The 17,598-nt window shown below is 63.0% G+C and carries 15 protein-coding genes; 10 read left to right on the forward strand and 5 right to left on the reverse strand.

All coding sequences use genetic code 11. The annotated features are described in order from the left end of the window. Nucleotides 1-70 precede the first annotated feature (70 nt). Together FJ527_RS18515 and FJ527_RS18520 are read right to left on the reverse strand one after the other, a co-directional pair. The gene (locus FJ527_RS18515; protein WP_140823783.1) at nucleotides 71-1,192 is read right to left on the reverse strand and encodes a branched-chain amino acid ABC transporter substrate-binding protein; all 1,122 of its coding nucleotides are present in this window, start codon (nucleotides 1,190-1,192) and stop codon (nucleotides 71-73) included. Between the two features lie 425 nt (nucleotides 1,193-1,617). Beyond that, the gene (locus FJ527_RS18520) at nucleotides 1,618-1,884 is read right to left on the reverse strand and encodes a sel1 repeat family protein (protein ID WP_010915070.1); all 267 of its coding nucleotides are present in this window, start codon (nucleotides 1,882-1,884) and stop codon (nucleotides 1,618-1,620) included. Between the two features lie 439 nt (nucleotides 1,885-2,323). On the opposite strand from FJ527_RS18520, the gene FJ527_RS18525 reads away from it, so the two are divergent. The 5 genes from FJ527_RS18525 to FJ527_RS18540 all read left to right on the forward strand — a co-directional run bounded on the left by FJ527_RS18525 (nucleotide 2,324) and on the right by FJ527_RS18540 (nucleotide 5,999). Beyond that, nucleotides 2,324-2,665, forward strand: coding sequence for a DUF2147 domain-containing protein (locus FJ527_RS18525; protein WP_140618524.1), 342 nt, complete (start codon nucleotides 2,324-2,326; stop codon nucleotides 2,663-2,665). 208 nt (nucleotides 2,666-2,873) lie between these two features. Beyond that, nucleotides 2,874-3,029: a hypothetical protein gene (locus FJ527_RS29345; protein WP_181166393.1), complete on the forward strand. Its 156-nt coding sequence runs from the start codon at nucleotides 2,874-2,876 to the stop codon at nucleotides 3,027-3,029. Between the two features lie 40 nt (nucleotides 3,030-3,069). Continuing rightward, the gene (locus FJ527_RS18530) at nucleotides 3,070-3,264 is read left to right on the forward strand and encodes a hypothetical protein (RefSeq protein ID WP_015318605.1); all 195 of its coding nucleotides are present in this window, start codon (nucleotides 3,070-3,072) and stop codon (nucleotides 3,262-3,264) included. A 117-nt stretch (nucleotides 3,265-3,381) separates the two neighbouring features. Further along, the gene (locus tag FJ527_RS18535; protein ID WP_246677741.1) at nucleotides 3,382-4,842 is read left to right on the forward strand and encodes an AMP nucleosidase; all 1,461 of its coding nucleotides are present in this window, start codon (nucleotides 3,382-3,384) and stop codon (nucleotides 4,840-4,842) included. A 146-nt stretch (nucleotides 4,843-4,988) separates the two neighbouring features. Continuing rightward, nucleotides 4,989-5,999, forward strand: coding sequence for an endonuclease/exonuclease/phosphatase family protein (locus tag FJ527_RS18540; RefSeq protein WP_181166404.1), 1,011 nt, complete (start codon nucleotides 4,989-4,991; stop codon nucleotides 5,997-5,999). A gap of 64 nt (nucleotides 6,000-6,063) precedes the next feature. On the opposite strand, the gene FJ527_RS18545 is transcribed toward FJ527_RS18540, so the two are convergent. Next, nucleotides 6,064-6,660, reverse strand: a complete 597-nt coding sequence (locus FJ527_RS18545; RefSeq protein ID WP_140823785.1) for a DUF922 domain-containing protein — start codon at nucleotides 6,658-6,660, stop codon at nucleotides 6,064-6,066. A gap of 138 nt (nucleotides 6,661-6,798) precedes the next feature. Next, nucleotides 6,799-8,478: an electron transfer flavoprotein-ubiquinone oxidoreductase gene (locus tag FJ527_RS18550; RefSeq protein ID WP_140823786.1), complete on the reverse strand. Its 1,680-nt coding sequence runs from the start codon at nucleotides 8,476-8,478 to the stop codon at nucleotides 6,799-6,801. A 220-nt stretch (nucleotides 8,479-8,698) separates the two neighbouring features. Between FJ527_RS18550 and FJ527_RS18555 the strand changes: the two genes are divergently transcribed. The 3 genes from FJ527_RS18555 to FJ527_RS18565 all read left to right on the forward strand — a co-directional run bounded on the left by FJ527_RS18555 (nucleotide 8,699) and on the right by FJ527_RS18565 (nucleotide 11,157). Further along, the gene (locus FJ527_RS18555) at nucleotides 8,699-9,343 is read left to right on the forward strand and encodes a hypothetical protein (protein WP_015318610.1); all 645 of its coding nucleotides are present in this window, start codon (nucleotides 8,699-8,701) and stop codon (nucleotides 9,341-9,343) included. 90 nt (nucleotides 9,344-9,433) lie between these two features. Then, nucleotides 9,434-10,300 (forward strand): uracil-DNA glycosylase, encoded by an 867-nt coding sequence (locus FJ527_RS18560; protein WP_140823787.1) that lies wholly within the window; start codon nucleotides 9,434-9,436, stop codon nucleotides 10,298-10,300. Between the two features lie 53 nt (nucleotides 10,301-10,353). Then, entirely contained in the window at nucleotides 10,354-11,157 is an 804-nt protein-coding gene (locus tag FJ527_RS18565) for a helix-turn-helix transcriptional regulator (protein ID WP_015318612.1), read from the forward strand. Here FJ527_RS18565 and FJ527_RS18570 read toward each other — a convergent pair whose 3' ends face one another. Continuing rightward, entirely contained in the window at nucleotides 11,158-12,123 is a 966-nt protein-coding gene (locus tag FJ527_RS18570) for a DMT family transporter (protein ID WP_140618532.1), read from the reverse strand. It abuts the gene before it with no gap. A gap of 270 nt (nucleotides 12,124-12,393) precedes the next feature. On the opposite strand from FJ527_RS18570, the gene pepN reads away from it, so the two are divergent. Further along, entirely contained in the window at nucleotides 12,394-15,039 is a 2,646-nt protein-coding gene (gene pepN / locus FJ527_RS18575; RefSeq protein ID WP_140823788.1) for an aminopeptidase N, read from the forward strand. 196 nt (nucleotides 15,040-15,235) lie between these two features. Then, complete coding sequence (locus FJ527_RS18580; protein WP_140823789.1) at nucleotides 15,236-17,557, forward strand: PAS domain-containing sensor histidine kinase; 2,322 nt, start codon at nucleotides 15,236-15,238, stop codon at nucleotides 17,555-17,557. The last annotated feature ends 41 nt before the right edge of the window (nucleotides 17,558-17,598 follow it).

A 17,598-nucleotide genomic window follows, 5' to 3' on the forward strand; every position in this document is an offset into this window, starting at 1 on the left:
GAGCGACCGCAAACTGAAATGGCCGGGACGAACCCGGCCATTCCCTTGGATTACCCGAGTGCCAGGGCGATTACTGCGCGATCGGCGCGTACTTGCCGTCATGCCACTGGTTGATGTCGTAGCTGGCATTCTTGAGGTCGCCCTTCTCGTCGAAGGTGACGTCGCCGACAACGGTGCTGATCGCCGTGCCATTCTTCAGCGCCTCGGCAACCTTGGCCGGATCGTCGCTGCCGGCACGCTTGATGCCTTCGGCGAATGCCTGGACCACGGCATAGGAGAACAGCGTGAAGCCTTCCGGCACGAAGCCGCCGGCCTTGATCTTCTCGACGGCTGCCTTGGCTTCCGGCTTTGCCTGCGGATCCGATGGGAACACGAACATCGTGCCCTCGCCGGCCGGGCCGGCAACCTGCCAGAATTCCGGCGAAGCGATCGAGTCCGGCATGATCAGCTGGAACTTGAAATTCTGTTCCGCCGACTGACGCAGGATCAGGCCAGCTTCAGGATGATAACCGCCGAAATAGACGACATCGGCCTTGAGATCCTTCAGCTTGGTGACAAGCGCCGAATAGTCCTTCTCGCCGGGGTTGATGGCGTCATAATAGACCTCCTTGAGGCCACCGGCATTCATGGTCGCCTTGACGGCATCAGCCACGCCCTGGCCGTAAGCGCTCTTGTCGTGCAGGATGACGACGTTCTTGCCGGCGTATTTCTTGGCGATCCACGGGCCGATGAAGGCGCCCTGTGCGTCGTCACGCGTGTAGAGACGCATGATTGTCGACCAGCCGGCCTTGGCGGCCGCATCGGTCAGCACCGGGTTCGAGGAAGCCGGGCTCATCATCAGGGCGCCGGCTTCGGCATAGACCGCCGAGGCCGGAATGCTGGAACCCGAGCAGGCATGCCCGTCGATGAACTTGACGCTGTTGGCGACGATGCGATTGGCGACCGACACCGCCTGCTTGGGATCGCACTGGTCGTCTTCGATGTCGAGCTTGATCTGGGAGCCGTTGACGCCGCCAGCCGCGTTGATGGCGTCGGCGGCGGCCTGTGCGCCCTGCTTGAACTGATCGCCGATGGTGGCGAGCTGTCCGGTCATCGGGCCGACCACCGAAATGGTGATGTCCTCGGCGAACGCGACCGGCGCGCTCATCATCAGGCCGAAAATGGCCGCGCTCAAAACACTCATTTTTTTCATGACAATAGAACTCCTCCATTCACGCGCGGCCGCCCGGCCGCGCTTCTTCCAGAGAGGCGGGACAATTTCATCCTTCATCGGACCTGTCTAGGCGCATTGGCGCCACTCGATTAGGCCTGCGCGGCCTCATCCACGCAAAAAGCCACGCCAGCCTTGTTCCGGCCGGTCGTGGCTTTTTTTGCCGGTCAGGCTGTTTCCCCGGCGCCCCCGCGCTGAACCCAACCCACCTTCCCTGTCTTCATGTTGGCCATGATCCTTCCGAAAACCGGAGTCTTCGGGATCATGGTCCGTTGCGCGGCTTGGACCTGTCGGCGTGCCGCATTCTCGTTGTCGATGGCCGTGGCCTGGCTGTCTGCGCAGCCTTTTCCCTGTTGGCCCGACCGTCTTTCTGCGGTCTTGGCCGGAGCGTCCCCGTCTGGCGGAACTCAGTGCATGGTCATCCATTCGCGGGCTTCGCGCAGCGCCTTGGCGATCTCGACCTTCGACATGGCCGCCGAGAGTTCCGAGCGCAACTCGGCGGCGCGGGCCGATCCCTTGATGGCGGCGATGTTGAACCATTTGTGGGCGGCAACGACGTCGGTTTCGCAATCGCGGCCGGTCGCATACATCATGCCCAATTCGAAAAGAATGTCGGCCTGGGCAGTTGCCCCCATGGCGCCGAAGCCTGCTTCAAGCATTTCAAAACGTGCCATTTTTAGTCCCCTGTCTGGCTCCCGAGAGCTGCCTCCGTTCGTCTTGTCCGGGCCGCTCTTTCGATGCTTTCGAGAATGCCGCGCAGGCTTGAATCCGTCGTTAAATGGCGTGCTTAATTTGAGGAAAACAAAGCTAAAACAAGAGGTAAACGCGAAAATTCGTTAAGGATACGAAGTCAGCAATTCAGCCGGTTTTCGCCAAATTTGACGAAAATTTTCGAGCGCGCGGTCAACACTCTGCTAACCCTAGAAAACAAACACGAGGCGCCGGTCGTTTTCATTTCCGGGCCGACAGGGCGGATTCAGGCGCTTTCGAAATGCCAAAGCCTTCCGTTGCGGCACCGCTTTCGTTTTGACGGAAGCTGGATTAGCTTACGTTTGCGTAAGCGGCAGACCGGCGAGGCGGAGCATCCGGCCGGCTATCCAAAGGGAGGAAGACATGTCTCGAAAAGTGAGCCTGGCCCTGGCGGCCACTTTGATCCTGAGCGGCGCGGCGTGGGCCGATCCGATCGAGGGCAACTGGAAAACGCAAGCCGGCGACACCGCTGCCATTTCAGGCAGCAGCTCGTTCTCCATCACGCTCAAATCAGGCAAATATGCCGGCAAGACCATCGGCTCGCTCAAGGCGGCCGGCGACAACAAATACACCGGCAACATCACCGATCCGGCAAATGACAAGACCTATTCGGGCAAGGCAACCTTGTCGGGCGCCTCGCTCAAGATGAGCGGTTGCGTGCTCGGCGGACTGATCTGCAAGAGCCAGACCTGGCATAAACTCTAAGCGACCATTTCCGTGTGATCTCTAAACAGGGCCTGGCGGGCCCCGTTTCCGCTTTGGCGATGAGCAGGCAGCGCTCGGTCGGCATTCTGGTTGCCGCAACCCAGTCAACATCCCTTCAATCAATTTGAACGGCAGATGAACGCCGGCATCAGAGCCGGTTCAGAGGCGTCAGGGCATTCTCATGCGTGTTGAAGGAGACACGGACCCAATGCTTGCTCGCCGCTTCACCATCGTCTGCCTGCTGATGAGCCTGTTTGGAATGTTCTTCGCCATCCTTGTCGCCGAAGCGGGCCGTTCCCCGCGCTCCTGGGACGGCGCCACCAGAATGTGCCATCTCGCCTGCCCGACCGATTTTCGTCACTGAAGCAGAGAACCCGGACCTCGAAAAGAAAAGCACAGAGATCATGAATCGCATCGCCGCCAACCTCTCCAAGACCCTCCGGCTCCTGCCGCGGGCGGCGCTCATCCTGATACTTCTGGCCGCTCCGGTCCTGGCGGTGCCGATGATGCGCGCCGATAGCGGCTCGACGATCGAGGCGCCGGCGCTCAGAAAGTCAGGCGTCGGGTTCGTACTGCTGGTCAGCCTGCAGCGGGGTTGAAGAAAAAAGGGCGCTTTGAGCGCCTTCGGCGGCGAGCCCCCTCCCAACCGCCCGTCCAAGTCTCTATATTGAGCCATGGAAAAGCGAATCTATCCCCAAGCCATCGAATCTGTCGTCATGCCCGAGCCCTTTGGCCGGCAAAGCTTCGATAACGCCGAAAAGGCCGTTGCCGCGCTGCAGGTGCTCTACGACCGCAATACCAAGTTTCTGCGCGATTCCTTCGCGGCCCTAGCCGCCGGCGGCGACAGCAGCAAGCGCTACCGGGCCTTCTACCCCGAGATCGGCGTCACCACGAGTTCGTTCACCCAGGTTGATTCGCGCCAGGCCTATGGCCACATGCCAACACCAGGTCATTTCGCCACCACGGTTACCCAGCCGGACCTGTTCGAGACCTACCTCATCGAGCAGCTTCGGCTGATCATGCGCAATCACGGCGTGTCGGTAGCCGTCTCGGAATCGACCACGCCGATTCCGCTGCATTTCGCTTTTCTGGAAGGCACCTATGTCGACGGCGCCGCTGCCGAACGCATCAAGCGGCCGATCCGCGACCTATTCGACGTGCCGGATCTCGACGGCACCGACGATCAGATCGCCAATGGCACGTTCGAAGTGGCCTTCGGCGAGCCCCGGCCGCTGGCGCCGTTCACGGCGCAGCGCATCGACTATTCGCTGCACCGCATGACGCACTACACCGCAACCAGCCCGCAGCATTTCCAGAACTTCGTGCTGTTCACCAACTATCAGTTCTATATCGACGAGTTCGTCGCCCGCGCCCGCGACCTGATGGAAAAGGGCGGTGACGGCTACACGGAATTTGTCGAACCTGGCAACGTTATCACCCGGGCCGGGCAGAGCGCGCCCAGCGAAGGCGTAGCGCCACAGCGCCTGCCGCAGATGCCTGCCTACCATCTGAAGAAGCCGAACCATGGCGGCATCACCATGGTCAATATCGGCGTGGGTCCTTCCAACGCCAAGACCATCACCGATCATATCGCTGTGCTTCGGCCACATGCCTGGGTGATGCTTGGTCACTGCGCCGGGCTGCGCAACACCCAGGCGCTCGGCGACTATGTGCTCGCGCATGCCTATGTGCGCGAGGACCACGTGCTGGACGACGATCTTCCGGTCTGGGTGCCGATCCCGCCGTTGGCCGAGATCCAGGTCGCGCTGCAGGAAGCCGTCGCCGAGGTCACCGGCCTGTCGGGCTATGATTTGAAGCGCATCATGCGTACCGGCACCGTCGCCACCATCGACAACCGCAACTGGGAACTGCGCGACCAGCGCGGACCGGTGCAGCGGCTGTCGCAGTCGCGCGCCATTGCGCTCGACATGGAATCGGCGACCATCGCCGCCAATGGCTTCCGCTTCCGCGTCCCCTACGGGACGCTGCTGTGCGTTTCCGACAAGCCGCTGCATGGCGAGTTGAAGCTGCCTGGGATGGCGACCGAGTTCTACAAGCGGCAGGTGGCGCAGCACCTGACTATCGGTATCAGGGCGATGGAGAAGCTGGCGGAGATGCCGATGGAGCGGCTGCATTCGCGCAAGCTCCGGAGCTTTTCGGAAACGGCATTCCAGTAGGCGACCGCGAAGCCTCGGCGAGGCAATTCGTCGTCTTGCTCAGGCCGCAATTTGGCCGATAAGCAAATCGAACGGACCGACAGGCGGCATTCAGCGGATACAACCTCGCAGACACGACCTCAATGGCAACAGGCGCGCGCTTGAACATGACGGCTGGGCTGGCATTCCTGGCGATGACGGCATTGTCGGCCGCTTTGTTGGCCGGATTTTTCGGCACGCTGCACCCGGCGTTCGATTCCTTCTCGCATTTCCGCATTCATCTCAGCGTGCTGATGGCACTGCTGGCGCTGCCGCTGCTCGCCAGCTCGTTTCGGCTGCAAGCCGCGGCTGGGCTGCTTTTCGCCATTTCCTGCCTGGCCACAACGACGGGTGCGCTGCCCAAATGGTGGCCACAACAGGCGGCCGCCAAGCCGACCGGCCAGATCGTCTACAGCCTGCTGCAGATGAATCTGCGCTTCAACAACCCAACACCTAAGAAAGTGCTCTCACTGATCGGCCGCACCAATCCGGACGTGATCACGCTCGACGAGGTGTCGCAGATGTGGACGACCGAGCTTGGCTACATCGCCAGCGCCTACCCCTACCGAATCCTCTGCCCCTACCCAAACGGCATGTTCGGCGTGGCGCTGCTGTCGCGCCGGCCCTTTGCCGCCGACGCCGCGCCGCGCTGCGAGCCGCGCGGCGCGATGGCCATCGCCACGGTCGACTTCGGCGGCACCGATGTCGATGTCGCCGCGATTCATTTGAGCTGGCCCTGGCCGAAGGAGCAATACTGGCAGATCGGCGAACTGGCGCAGCCACTGGCCGCGCTCGGCGAGACCGCGATCATGGCAGGCGATTGCAACGCCGTGCCGTGGAGTGCCGCAGTGCGGCAGGTCGCGGCTCTCGGCGGGCTGACACTCATGCCTTCCGCCGGCCCGACGTGGATCCACCGGACGCTGCCCGACTTCCTGCGCCGCTATGCAGGCCTGCCGATCGATCAGGTGTTCAGCAAAGGCGGCGTGACGATCCTGTCTTCGACGCGGCTGGAAGATGCCGGCTCCGACCACCTGCCGGTGCTGGTCGAATTCTCGGTCCGGTCCGATGAGAAACAGCCTGAGGATGGGCACGCCACGGCGCTCGCGGCGCACGATTTGCCTGCTGAGCCGCAGGGCTGACGCATCAACGAATGGAGCACCCGCGCCGCGGCGAAGCGTTTGAGATGGCGAACGGATTGCTCGTTCAAGGTTTCCCGATCAAGGCAGCGATCAGATGTTCGACATGGCCGCCATCGCGATGCTCACGCCGATCGAAGGCGTTTTGCCTCGCCTCATATTCTGCATAAACGGCCTTGATGCGAAGCCGAGCCTCGCCGCGCGCCTTGTCGCATGACGGGTCGTTGGCGACCCGCAGGCCAGTTATCGACCTTTCTGTCACGCGCATCATCTCCCTGGCGATGCGCCCATGTGTTTCCTCATGGGCGCGAACACCGGCGAAAAACCTGTTCCAACGCCTCTTCAACGTCGGCGCCATGGGCGAGCCGACGCGAGGGAAGGTGTAGAACAGATTGAGCGTGCCGTTGACCCGCCGCAGCCGGCAGACGCCGTTGTCCTGGCCTCCGCCGAGATCCCAGTCGACCGTATAGGCGGTTGTGGCTATGGCATGCGTCATGAAGCCGTGCTTGGGCCCCTTGCTGTCCATCGCGTCGATGAAGGCCGTACCCGAGTTTCCCGTGATGTCGTAGGTCCGCGTCTGGACGATTGCCCTGGTGCCGGCCAAGGCCTCAGGCGCGCACAGTGTCCCGATGACGGCGAGGCATGTCAGAACTGTCCGGCGCATCGGCCTTCTCCTTGTCCCCGGAGAAGGGAACCATAAGCCGGTGATAGTTTCAACGGTTCTGCTGCGCTGCATGCTCTCGCAGCCAGAACTCCGCTGCAATTTTGCTGCCGCGCCCTGGACGGCCCGGCGGCGCAGGGGTCACATGCCCTGGTAGACCGGTCCTTCACCGCCTTGCGGGGGCACCCAGTTGATGTTCTGGTTCGGGTCCTTGATGTCGCAGGTCTTGCAGTGGACGCAGTTCTGCGCGTTGATGACGAAGCGCACATCCTTAGCCTGCGGATCGGCGGCGGCGTTGCCGTCCTTGTCGACCCATTCGTAGACGCCGGCCGGGCAATAGCGAGTGGAAGGTCCGGCAAAGACATCATGTTCCGAGCGTTTCTGCAGGTCCATGTCGCCGACCAGCAGATGGACCGGCTCGTTTTCCTCGTGATTGGTGTTGGATAGGAACACCGAGGACAGACGGTCGAAGGTCAGCACGCCATCCGGCTTCGGATAGACGATCTTCTTGTGCTGGGCGGCAGGCTCGAGCGTGGCATAGTCGGCCTTGCCGTGCTTCAGCGTGCCGAACGGCGAGACGCCGAACAGCGTGTTCAGCCACATGTCGAGGCCGCCGAGGCTGACGCCGATGATGGTGCCGAAGCGCGACCACAGCGGCTTGACGTTGCGCACCTTCTTCAGGTCCTTGCCGATGTCGGTCGCCCGCCAGGCATCCTCATAGGCGGAAAGCTCGTCATTGGCACGGCCGGCGCCGATCGCCTCGGCGACATGCTCGGCCGCCAGCATCCCCGACAGCACCGCATTGTGGGAGCCCTTGATGCGCGGCACGTTGACGAAGCCCGCCGCGCACCCCATCAGCGCACCGCCCGGGAACGACAATTTCGGCACCGACTGCCAGCCGCCCTCGGTTATGGCGCGCGCGCCGTAGCCCAGGCGCTTGGCGCCCTCGAACGTGCCCGCGATCGCCGGATGGGTCTTGAAGCGCTGGAATTCCTCGAAAGGCGACAGATAGGGATTCTTGTAATTGAGGTGGAGGACGAAGCCGACCGCCACCTGATTATCCTCCAGATGATAGAGGAACGAACCGCCGCCAGTCTTCATGTCCAGCGGCCAGCCGAAGGAATGCTGCACCAGACCCGGCCGATGGTTCTCCGGCTTGACCTGCCAGAGTTCCTTGAGGCCGATGCCGTATTTGCCGGGCTCGCGGCCATCGGAGAGTTTATATCTAGCGATCAACTGCTTGGCCAGCGAACCGCGCGCGCCTTCGCCGATCAGCACATATTTGCCCATCAACGCCATGCCCGGCGCGAAGCCTGGACCATGCGTGCCGTCCTTCTCGACGCCCATGTCTCCGGTGACGACGCCGGTGACGGCACCTTCTTCATTGTAGAGCAGGCCGGCCGCGGCAAAGCCTGGGTAGATCTCGACGCCGAGCGCCTCGGCCTTGCCAGCCAGCCAGCGGCAGACGTTGCCGAGCGAGACGATATAGTTGCCGTGGTTGTTCATCAGCGGCGGCATGAAGATGTTGGGCAGGCGGAACGAACCGGCGGGGCCGAGCACCAGGAAATGGTCCGCAGTGACCGGCGTCTTGAAGGGATGACCATCCTCCTCGCGCCAGCCAGGCAGCAACCGGTCGATGCCGATCGGATCGACGACGGCCCCCGACAGGATGTGGGCGCCGACTTCGCCGCCCTTTTCCAGCACGACGACGGAGAGCTCGGGATTGACCTGCTTGAGGCGGATGGCCGCGGCAAGGCCGGCCGGTCCGGCACCGACGATGACCACGTCGAATTCCATGCTTTCGCGTTCGATATCGCTCATCAACCCCTCCGCACTGGCTTGCCGCCGTTGGCGTATCTTGCTGGCTCCTGCGCTGCATAGCGCATCAATTGGCGACAGGAAACCGGCGCATACGTGACAATGCCGATTTGGCCAAAGAGTCGCGCTTTGCGCGGCAGAGAGGCCATTTCCGCGCGGCGCGACCCGCCAGGCTTGCGTTTTCTATTGTTCGACGGCTTGCTTATCGGCCATACTTCCCGCCATGCGCATTCCCGGGCCAGGCGGCTTCTCTTCGACGCGCTTTCCATCAACGCCCGGCCGGGCCTGCCGGGCGCTTATTTTGGCCCTTCTGGCGTCGAGCCCGTGTCATGCCGTCGCGGATGAAGTGAAGGTCTGGGCGACAGGCGCATACTCGTTTTCCGACGAGCTTGGCGGTTTCCGCATCACCGGAGCCTCCGGCATCGGAACCAAGGACGATCCGCTGGTCATCACCGAAGAGCTGAATTCGGCGACACCCGTGACGCTGACCATCCGCACCACAAAGCCAATCCAGGCATTCGGCAGAGCAGGCGAGTTCGCCAATGGCATCATGTATATGCGCATTGACGTGCTCAACAACAGCGGCCAGGCCTGGATCGAGTTCCAGTTCGAGCTTCAGGAAATACTGGACCAGCCAAGCGTGTTCGGAGACGGGCTTTCGTTCGACCAGCGCAACAAGACGCCCGACAATATCTGGTCGAGCAATTTCGCCGATTTCGACCGCGATTTCGAGCCCTATGACCGGCTGCTGTTCAAAAACGGCAAGGTGGACCCGCTGAAGACCGCCAGCTTCGAATTCCTGATGACCGACTACACGCCGCGATGGACCTTCTATTTGGTTCAGGATCCACGCATACCCACTGGCTAGACCGCGACCTCACCTTGGCAAGCGGGATTGGCTGCCGCGACCGACTTCGCCGAGGTTGCAAATTGATCCCGCCCGGACGATGGTGCGGCCATGACTGCCGCCTCTCCCAACAATCCGCTCGATTTGGCCGATCTGCTCGCCTTCTATGCCAGCGCGGGTGTTGACGAGGCGTTGGAGGATGCGCCGGTCAATCGGTTCGCGGAGGCCGTGCCGAAGCCGGCGGAGCGCACGCCGGCGGCGGCGCCACGCGAAAGCAAGGTACCGGAGCCGGCCGCGGGTCCACCGCGCCTCGATGGGCGCTCCGTGCCGGATGCTCCGGCCCCGCGCCCGCCCACCTCGGCCGTGCCCGACGAAGCGCAGGCGGCGCTGGCACGCCAACTGGCAATGACGGCGACGACCCTGGACGAGCTGCGCCAGCACATGGCGGCTTTCGAGGGCTGCAATCTCAAGGCCACTGCCAAGAACCTCGTTTTCGCCGACGGCAACCCGCAAGCCGCTGTCATGCTGGTCGGTGAAGCCCCCGGCCGTGATGAGGACATTGAAGGACTGCCCTTCGTCGGCCGCTCGGGCCGCCTGCTCGACCGAATGCTGGCGGCGATCGGCCTCGATCGTAGCTTGGTCTACATCGCCAATGTCATTCCCTGGCGCCCACCCGGCAACCGCACGCCGACGCCGCACGAAACCGAGATCTGCCGGCCGTTCATCGAGCGTCAGATCGAGCTGGTCAATCCCAAGGTGCTGATCAATCTCGGCGGCCCGTCGGCCAAGACCTTGCTCAACACCTCGGAAGGAATCCTGCGGCTGCGCGGCAACTGGCGCGTGCACACAACGGGTTCCGGCATTGCCATTCCGGCCATGCCGACGCTGCACCCGGCCTATCTCTTGCGCACGCCCGCGCACAAGAAGCTCGCATGGCGGGATTTCCTCGAAGTGAAGGCGAAGCTGCGGGAAAGCTAGCGGTGACCTTGCAAGTAATTGAAATGCATTCAGCGTCAGCCTAGTCGTCCTGCATGACAACGCCCCAAACCTCCGCCGGTAGCCTGATCCGCGAATGGCGCACGCGACGTCGCATGAGCCAGCTCGACCTCGCCATGGAGGCCGAGATCTCGCAACGGCATCTCTCCTTCGTCGAAAGCGGTCGTGCCGCGCCCTCGCGCGACATGGTGCTGCATCTGGCCGAGCAGCTTGCGATCCCGCTGCGGCAGCGCAATCAATTGCTGCTGGCCGCGGGCTTCGCGCCGAGCTTCAGCGAACGGCCGCTCACCGACACGACGCTGGCACCGGCAATGGCGGCGGTCGAGATGGTGCTCAAGGGGCATGAGCCGTTTCCGGCATTGGCGGTGGACCGGCACTGGAACCTGGTTGCGGCGAACACGGCGATCGGGCCATTCCTGGCCGATGTTTCCGAGCCCTCTCTGCTCCAGCCACCCGTCAATGTGCTGCGGCTCAGCCTGCACCCAGGTGGTGTCGCGCCGCGGATCGTGAACCTCCAGGAATGGCGCACCCACCTGCTCGAACGGCTGAAACATCAGAACGATGCTGCCGGTGACCCGGTGCTGGTGGCATTGGAGCAAGAGCTTCGCGGTTATCCCTCTGGCCTGCAGAGCAGCCGGCCGGCGCCGGTCGAGCCGAATGCGATCGTGCATCCGCTGCGGCTTGCCCATGGCGATACGGTGCTTTCCTTCATCAGCACCATCACCGTGTTTGGCACGCCACTGGATGTCACCCTTTCGGAACTGGCGATCGAATCCTTTTTCCCGGCCGATGAGCAGACACGGGCGATGCTGGTACGCTTGGCGAAGGAACGGTCCTGATCACCCTTGCGGCAGCGCAGCTTTGCGGGTGCGCGTCCGCTCCAGACCCAGCTGCCGTTCGCGCCAGATGATGAAGATGCCGGCGGCGACCACGATCACGCCACCGACCAGCGTGCCGGGCGAGGTCACGTCGCCGAAAACGAAATAGCCGACGACGACGCCGAGGATCATCGAGGTGTATTCGAAAGGCGCCACGACCGAGGCTTCGGCATGACGATAGGCCGCGGTCATCAAAATCTGGCCGAGCCCGCCACAAAAGCCGGCGAGGATGAGCAACGTGGCTTGTATTGGCGTCAGCGACTGCCAGCCGAAGGGCAGCGTCAACAGCGAGAGCACGCTCGCCGTCGACGAGAACCATAGCACGATGGTCGCCGTCTTCTCCGTCTGCACGAGATTGCGCACCAACAGCATGGCGACAGCGGAGATTGCCGCGGCCGCCAGCGCGGCCATGACGCCCAGGACCTCCTGGTCGTCGAGACCTTCATCCGAATTGAGCAGCGTCAGCTCCGGCCAGGAAATGACGAGCACGCCAATGAGGCCGATCGCGACAGCGCTCCAGCGATAGACGCGGATCGTCTCGCCAAGGAAGACCGAGGAGAACACCACGACCAGCAGCGGCTGTGCATAGTTCAGGGTGATCGCCTCGGGAAGAGGCAGCCTGGTGAGCGCGAAAAAGCCGAGCCCCATGGCACCGACGCCGACGACGCCACGCGCGACGTGGTTGAAGGGGCGTTTCGTCACAAATGCCGTGGCCAGATGTCCCTTCAACGTCAGGAATACAATGATCGGGAAGATGGCGAAGAAGGAACGAAAGAAGACGATCTGCCCGGCAGGCACATCGCCTGCCGCCTTGATACAGGTTTGCATGCCGACAAAAACCGCCACGGAGACGATCTTCAGCACGATGCCTCTCAGGGTGCCGTGGCCGCCCGTCGTCTCTGGTTGCGCCCCCGCTCCTGATGTCACTTTGGCAATGCGTCTCTGCCCGCGGTCGAGGGCACGCTACGGTTCTCGAAATGGCAGAACGGGAAATTGTCGGCGCGCCGAACGAAAGCGCCCATCCCGAATTTCGGTGTGACGGCCGTCATGACTGCCTCGCGACAAGGAAAGGATGACCTGAATTAGGCCCTGCCGCAGTTTTGTCGAGGGAGTGTTTCGTGTAAAGAGCGCGGACTTCGAATTTTTGGACCGGTCAGATCATGTCCGGTCCCCGGAAAAGACAGGAAAAGCCAGGGAATGCGCACCGATACAGGCCAGGTCTTCAAACTCGAGGACTATCGCCCCAGCGACTACCTCATTCCGGAAACCAGCCTTGAATTCCGTCTTTCGCCGCAGGCAACGGTCGTCGCCGCGATACTGACCGTCGAACGCCGCGAGGACATATCCACGTCGGCTCCGCTGGTGCTCGACGGCGATGGGTTGACGCTCAAACGCGTCGAGGTCGACGGCAAGGTGGTGAGACCGGCGGATCTGCTGACGAGCCCCGACCAACTGACCCTGCTCAAACCGCCGGCGGCACCTCGTTTCCAACTGCTGATCGAAACCGAACTGGCCCCAGCCGGCAACGAGGCCTTGATGGGCCTTTACCGCTCGAACAACGTGTACTGCACGCAATGCGAGGCGGAGGGTTTTCGCCGCATCACCTATTTCCTCGACCGCCCCGATATCCTGTCCGTCTACACGGTGCGCATCGAGGCGCGACGCGACGAGGCGCCGCTGCTCCTGTCGAACGGCAATCCGGTCGAGAGCGGCGATCTCGCCGAAGGCTGGCACTACGCCACATGGCACGACCCCTTCCCCAAACCATCCTATTTGTTCGCGCTGGTGGCCGGCAATCTCGGCCAGGTGGCCGACAATTTCGTCACCAAGTCCGGCCGTAAGGTCGAGCTCGGCATCTATGTCGAGCCCGGCAAGGAGGCGCTCGCCGGCTACGCGATGGACGCGCTGAAGCGGTCGATGCAATGGGACGAGGAGGCGTTTGGCCGCGAGTACGACCTCGACGTCTTCAACATCGTCGCCGTGTCGGACTTCAACATGGGCGCAATGGAGAATAAGGGCCTCAACATCTTCAACGACAAATACGTGCTGGCCGACCAGGAGACGGCGACGGACGCCGATTTCGCCAATATCGAGGCGATCATCGCGCATGAATATTTCCACAATTGGACAGGCAACAGAATCACTTGCCGCGACTGGTTCCAGCTTTGCCTGAAGGAAGGGCTGACGGTCTTCCGCGATCATGAATTCTCCGCCGACCAGCGCTCGCGCGCGGTCAAGCGCATAGCCGAGGTGCGCACGCTGCGGGCCCACCAGTTTCCCGAGGACCAGGGCCCGCTGGCGCATCCCGTGCGGCCGCGCCGCTACCGCGAGATCAACAATTTCTATACGGCGACGGTCTACGAGAAAGGCTCCGAAGTGGTGCGCATGATCCGCACCATTCTCGGGGCCGAGGTCTTTCGCGCCGGCATGGACCTCTATTTCGAACGCCACGACGGCGAGGCCGCGACCATCGAGGATTTCATAAAGGTGTTCGAGGACGCGTCCGGCCGCGACCTGTCGCAATTCGCGCTATGGTATCACCAGGCGGGCACACCCAACCTGACGGTGAGTTCGACGCACAATCCGGCCGCACAGGAATTCACGCTCGAGATCGAGCAGTCGGTGCCGCCGACCCCCTCCGAAAGCCGCAAGCGGCTGATGCACATCCCGCTCGCCTTCGGCCTGATCGGCGCCGGCGGCAAACCTGTCGCGTATAGCGGCGTCGAGGGCGCCAGCGTCGAAGACGGCGTCATCCATGTCCGCAAGCGTCGCCATGTGGTGCGTTTCTCGGGCGTGGCCGAGCGCCCGGCGGTGTCGCTCAACCGTGGCTTTTCGGCGCCGGTGACGCTCTCGGCCGAGCAGAAGGCGGCCGACCAGTACTTCCTCGCCCGCCATGACAGCGACGCCTTCTCGCGCTGGCAGGCCTTCAACACGCTGTTGACCGATGCTCTGATCGCTGCCTTCCGCCAGATCCTTGGCGGCAAACAGCCGGACTTCGCCCCACGGCTGACCGAGCTTGCCGGCAGCATCGCCAGCGACGAGACGCTGGAGCCAGCCTATCGGGCCCTGGCCCTGGCGCTGCCTGGAGACGCCGATATCGCCCGCGACATCGGCAAGAACATCGATCCCGACGCCATCCATGCGGCCCGACAGGCGCTTGCGCTGGCGATCGGCATGGCCAATGGCGAGGCATTTTCCGGCCTCTACGACAGCCTTGCCGACAAGAGCGCTTTCAGCCCCGACGCGGCGAGTGCCGGACGGCGTGCCTTGCGCAACATTCTGCTGGATTATCTCTCGCTGCTGCCAGGTGGAGCGGCGTTGGCGGCCGGGCATTTCCAGTCCGCGAGCAACATGACCGACCGGGCGGCCGCATTGGCCGTGCTTGCGCATCGCCATCAAGGATCGCCGGAGGCAAGCAAGGCGCTGGCGGCTTTCGAACAGACATATGCGTCCGACCCGCTGGTGATGGACAAATGGTTCCAGATCCAGGCCAGCGTGCCTGGGCCGCAGGCGGTGGAGACGGTTCGCGCCCTGACCGCTCATGCCGGCTTCTCGATGGGCAATCCGAACCGGGTGCGCTCGTTGATCGGCACATTCTCCAGCGCCAACCAGACCGGCTTTCACCGCGCCGACGGCGAAGGCTACCGCTTCTTCGCACGAACGGTGCTCGAGGTTGAAAAGCGCAATCCGCAAGTGGCGGCAAGGCTGGCGACGGCGCTCAGGTCATGGCGCTCGCTCGAACCGGGCAGGCAAGCCCAGGCTCGGGAAGTGCTGGTTTCGATCGCCAATGCCGAAAACCTATCGGCGGATCTGCGCGACATCGTCGAGCGCACGTTGGCTTAGGCGCTCCCGCCTTCTTCCCTGCGGAAGAAGGCCGGGTTCTAAAAGCCCATCATTTTAGTCGATTTTTAATCTTTTTTCGCCCGACCACTGGACAAGGCGAATCACCTTTGATTCTTTAATGGCGATTCGGAAGTGCGGTGTTGCCGGATCACCAGCACATAGAAATGCGACATACTGAAATCGGGGAGTGCCATTTATGGCAAAGGCGGACGCGTGGGGCGCGCCCGGTGGGATGGTTTTTGCGCGTCGCGAGACGCGCGGCGACGGCCTTGCCGGGAATACGCGGCTCATTGCCGAACCGGCCTACAAGCGGCTTCTGGCGGCCGAACCGCTGCTGCGCCGGTCGATACCGGCCCTCATCGTCATCTTCCTGCTCGTCATCGCGGCGCTGCGTGTAATCTCGCTGATGAACGAGCGCGACGACGTGGAGCGCGATGCCAAGGCTATCCTGACGCTGGCCGCCGCGCAGCTCGCCAGTTCGCTCGCCACCACAGCGGACACGCTGCCGGGCGCCACGCAGGACCTGCTGGAGACCACCAGCCGCCAGGGCGCCATGGGCCGCAGCCATGTGCTAGTCGTTACCGACAGCGCCTTCAGGACCACCGCGGTGACGCCGCGTTCGGTGCCCTGGCAAGGCCATTCGCTCGACGGCCTCGTCCAGGGCGGCCAACCTCTGTTCATGTTCGGCGACCGGGCCGGCGTCATGGAGGTCAACATCGGCGGGCAGGACTGGTACGCGGCGGTCAGCCTGAGCAAGGACAGGAAGGGAGCCGCGGCGGCGCTCGTCCCCCAAGAGGCGGTCTTCGACACGTGGCGCAAGACCGTCTCGCTCAACGTCACCCTGTTTGTGCTGACGGCCGGCGTGCTGATCATCATCCTCTATGCCTATTTCGGACAGGCGGCGCGCGCGCAGGCAGCCGACCGCATCTATGTCGAAGCGCATCAGCGTATCGACATGGCGCTGGTCCGCGGCCGCTGCGGCCTGTGGGACTGGGACATGGTGCGCGGCAAGATGTACTGGTCACGCTCGATGTACGACATGCTCGGCTATGAGCCCTGCGAGACGATGCTGTCCTTCGGCGAGGTCGACGAGATCATCCATCCCGAGGATGGCGACCTGTTCGAACTCGCCAACAGGATCGTCGCGCGCGAGATCGACCACATCGACCAGGTGTTCCGGATGCGGCATGCCGATGGCCAGTGGGTGTGGATGCGCGCCCGCGCCCAGGTCATGGACCCGGAAGCGCCGGAGATCCAGCTCATCGGCATCGCCGTCGACGTCACCGAGCAGCGCCATCTGGCGCTGCGCTCCGAAGCGGCCGATCTTCGCCTGAGGACCGCGATCGAGAACATCAATGAATCCTTCGTGCTGTGGGATTCGGCTCAGAACTTGATCATGTGCAATTCCAAATATCAGCAGGACAACGGGCTCTCGGATCGCGACGTGATGCCAGGTGTGACGCGCGCTTCCCTGGAAGAGCGGATGCTGGCCTTCGCTTCGGAGCGCCGGCTCGCCAATACCAACGGTCCGCAGGGCGGCGCCACGTTCGAGCGGCAGCTGTCCGACGGCCGCTGGCTGCAGGTCAACGAGCTCAGGACCAGGGACGGTGGCATCGTCTCGGTCGGGTCCGATATCACCCAGATCAAATTGCACCAGGAGAAACTCGTCGACAGCGAACGCCGGCTGATGGCGACGATCCATGATCTCAGCCTCGCCCGCCGGGCCGAAGAGGAACGGGCGCGCGAACTGGTCGACCTCAACCGCAAATACATGAAGGAAACCGAGCGCGCCGAAGCGGCGAACCGGGCCAAATCCGAATTCCTGGCCAACATGTCGCATGAACTGCGCACACCGCTCAACGCCATCATCGGCTTCTCCGAACTGATGGAACAGAGGCTGTTCGGTCCGTTGGGCTCGGAGCGCTACGAGGAGTACGCCACCGACATCAACAGCAGCGGCAAATATCTGCTCGGCGTCATCAACGACATTCTCGACATGTCCAAGATCGAAGCCGGCCAGTTCTCGCTGGACCAGGAACAGATCGACCTCGGTCCGCTGATCAGCGAGACGGTGCGTGTCGTCTCTCTGCAGGCGGCGCAGAAGGCGATCACCGTGGAAACGCGCATTGCCGACGCCTTGACTTTGTTTGCCGATCGCCGGGCGATCAAGCAGATCGTCATCAATCTCCTGTCCAACGCGGTGAAATTCACCGGCCAGGGCGGCCACATATCGGTCAGGGCCCGCAACACGTCAGGCGCGCTGGTGCTGACGATCGAGGACAATGGCTGCGGTATCCCGAAGGAAGCCCTCGGCAAGCTGGGGCGCCCCTTCGAGCAGGTGCAGAACCAGTTTTCCAAGAACCATGCCGGCTCCGGCCTTGGCCTTGCCATTTCGCGCTCGCTGGCCGAGTTGCAAGGCGGTGCACTGAAGATCCGCTCGACCGAAAGCGTCGGCACGATCGTATCGGTGCGCATTCCCGTGAAGAAGGCGCCAACGGCGGTCAAGGCCGCGGCCTGAGCGACAGGCTCCGGTTGGCGATGTCGGAGCCCGTATCAACC

It is taken from the genome of Mesorhizobium sp. B2-4-18, assembly GCF_006441385.1.
Classification (GTDB): Bacteria; Pseudomonadota; Alphaproteobacteria; order Rhizobiales; family Rhizobiaceae; genus Mesorhizobium; species Mesorhizobium australicum.

Excerpts from the sequence above, each read along its gene's own strand:
- FJ527_RS18515 (WP_140823783.1), bottom strand. The coding sequence starts at position 1,192 with ATGAAAAAAATGAGTGTTTTGAGCGCGGCCATTTTCGGCCTGATGATG.
- FJ527_RS18520 (WP_010915070.1), bottom strand. The coding sequence starts at position 1,884 with ATGGCACGTTTTGAAATGCTTGAAGCAGGCTTCGGCGCCATGGGGGCA.
- FJ527_RS18525 (WP_140618524.1), top strand. The coding sequence starts at position 2,324 with ATGTCTCGAAAAGTGAGCCTGGCCCTGGCGGCCACTTTGATCCTGAGC.
- FJ527_RS29345 (WP_181166393.1), top strand. The coding sequence starts at position 2,874 with ATGCTTGCTCGCCGCTTCACCATCGTCTGCCTGCTGATGAGCCTGTTT.
- FJ527_RS18530 (WP_015318605.1), top strand. The coding sequence starts at position 3,070 with ATGAATCGCATCGCCGCCAACCTCTCCAAGACCCTCCGGCTCCTGCCG.
- FJ527_RS18535 (WP_246677741.1), top strand. The coding sequence starts at position 3,382 with ATGCCCGAGCCCTTTGGCCGGCAAAGCTTCGATAACGCCGAAAAGGCC.
- FJ527_RS18540 (WP_181166404.1), top strand. The coding sequence starts at position 4,989 with ATGACGGCTGGGCTGGCATTCCTGGCGATGACGGCATTGTCGGCCGCT.
- FJ527_RS18545 (WP_140823785.1), bottom strand. The coding sequence starts at position 6,660 with ATGCGCCGGACAGTTCTGACATGCCTCGCCGTCATCGGGACACTGTGC.
- FJ527_RS18550 (WP_140823786.1), bottom strand. The coding sequence starts at position 8,478 with ATGAGCGATATCGAACGCGAAAGCATGGAATTCGACGTGGTCATCGTC.
- FJ527_RS18555 (WP_015318610.1), top strand. The coding sequence starts at position 8,699 with ATGCGCATTCCCGGGCCAGGCGGCTTCTCTTCGACGCGCTTTCCATCA.
- FJ527_RS18560 (WP_140823787.1), top strand. The coding sequence starts at position 9,434 with ATGACTGCCGCCTCTCCCAACAATCCGCTCGATTTGGCCGATCTGCTC.
- FJ527_RS18565 (WP_015318612.1), top strand. The coding sequence starts at position 10,354 with ATGACAACGCCCCAAACCTCCGCCGGTAGCCTGATCCGCGAATGGCGC.
- pepN (WP_140823788.1), top strand. The coding sequence starts at position 12,394 with ATGCGCACCGATACAGGCCAGGTCTTCAAACTCGAGGACTATCGCCCC.
- FJ527_RS18580 (WP_140823789.1), top strand. The coding sequence starts at position 15,236 with ATGGCAAAGGCGGACGCGTGGGGCGCGCCCGGTGGGATGGTTTTTGCG.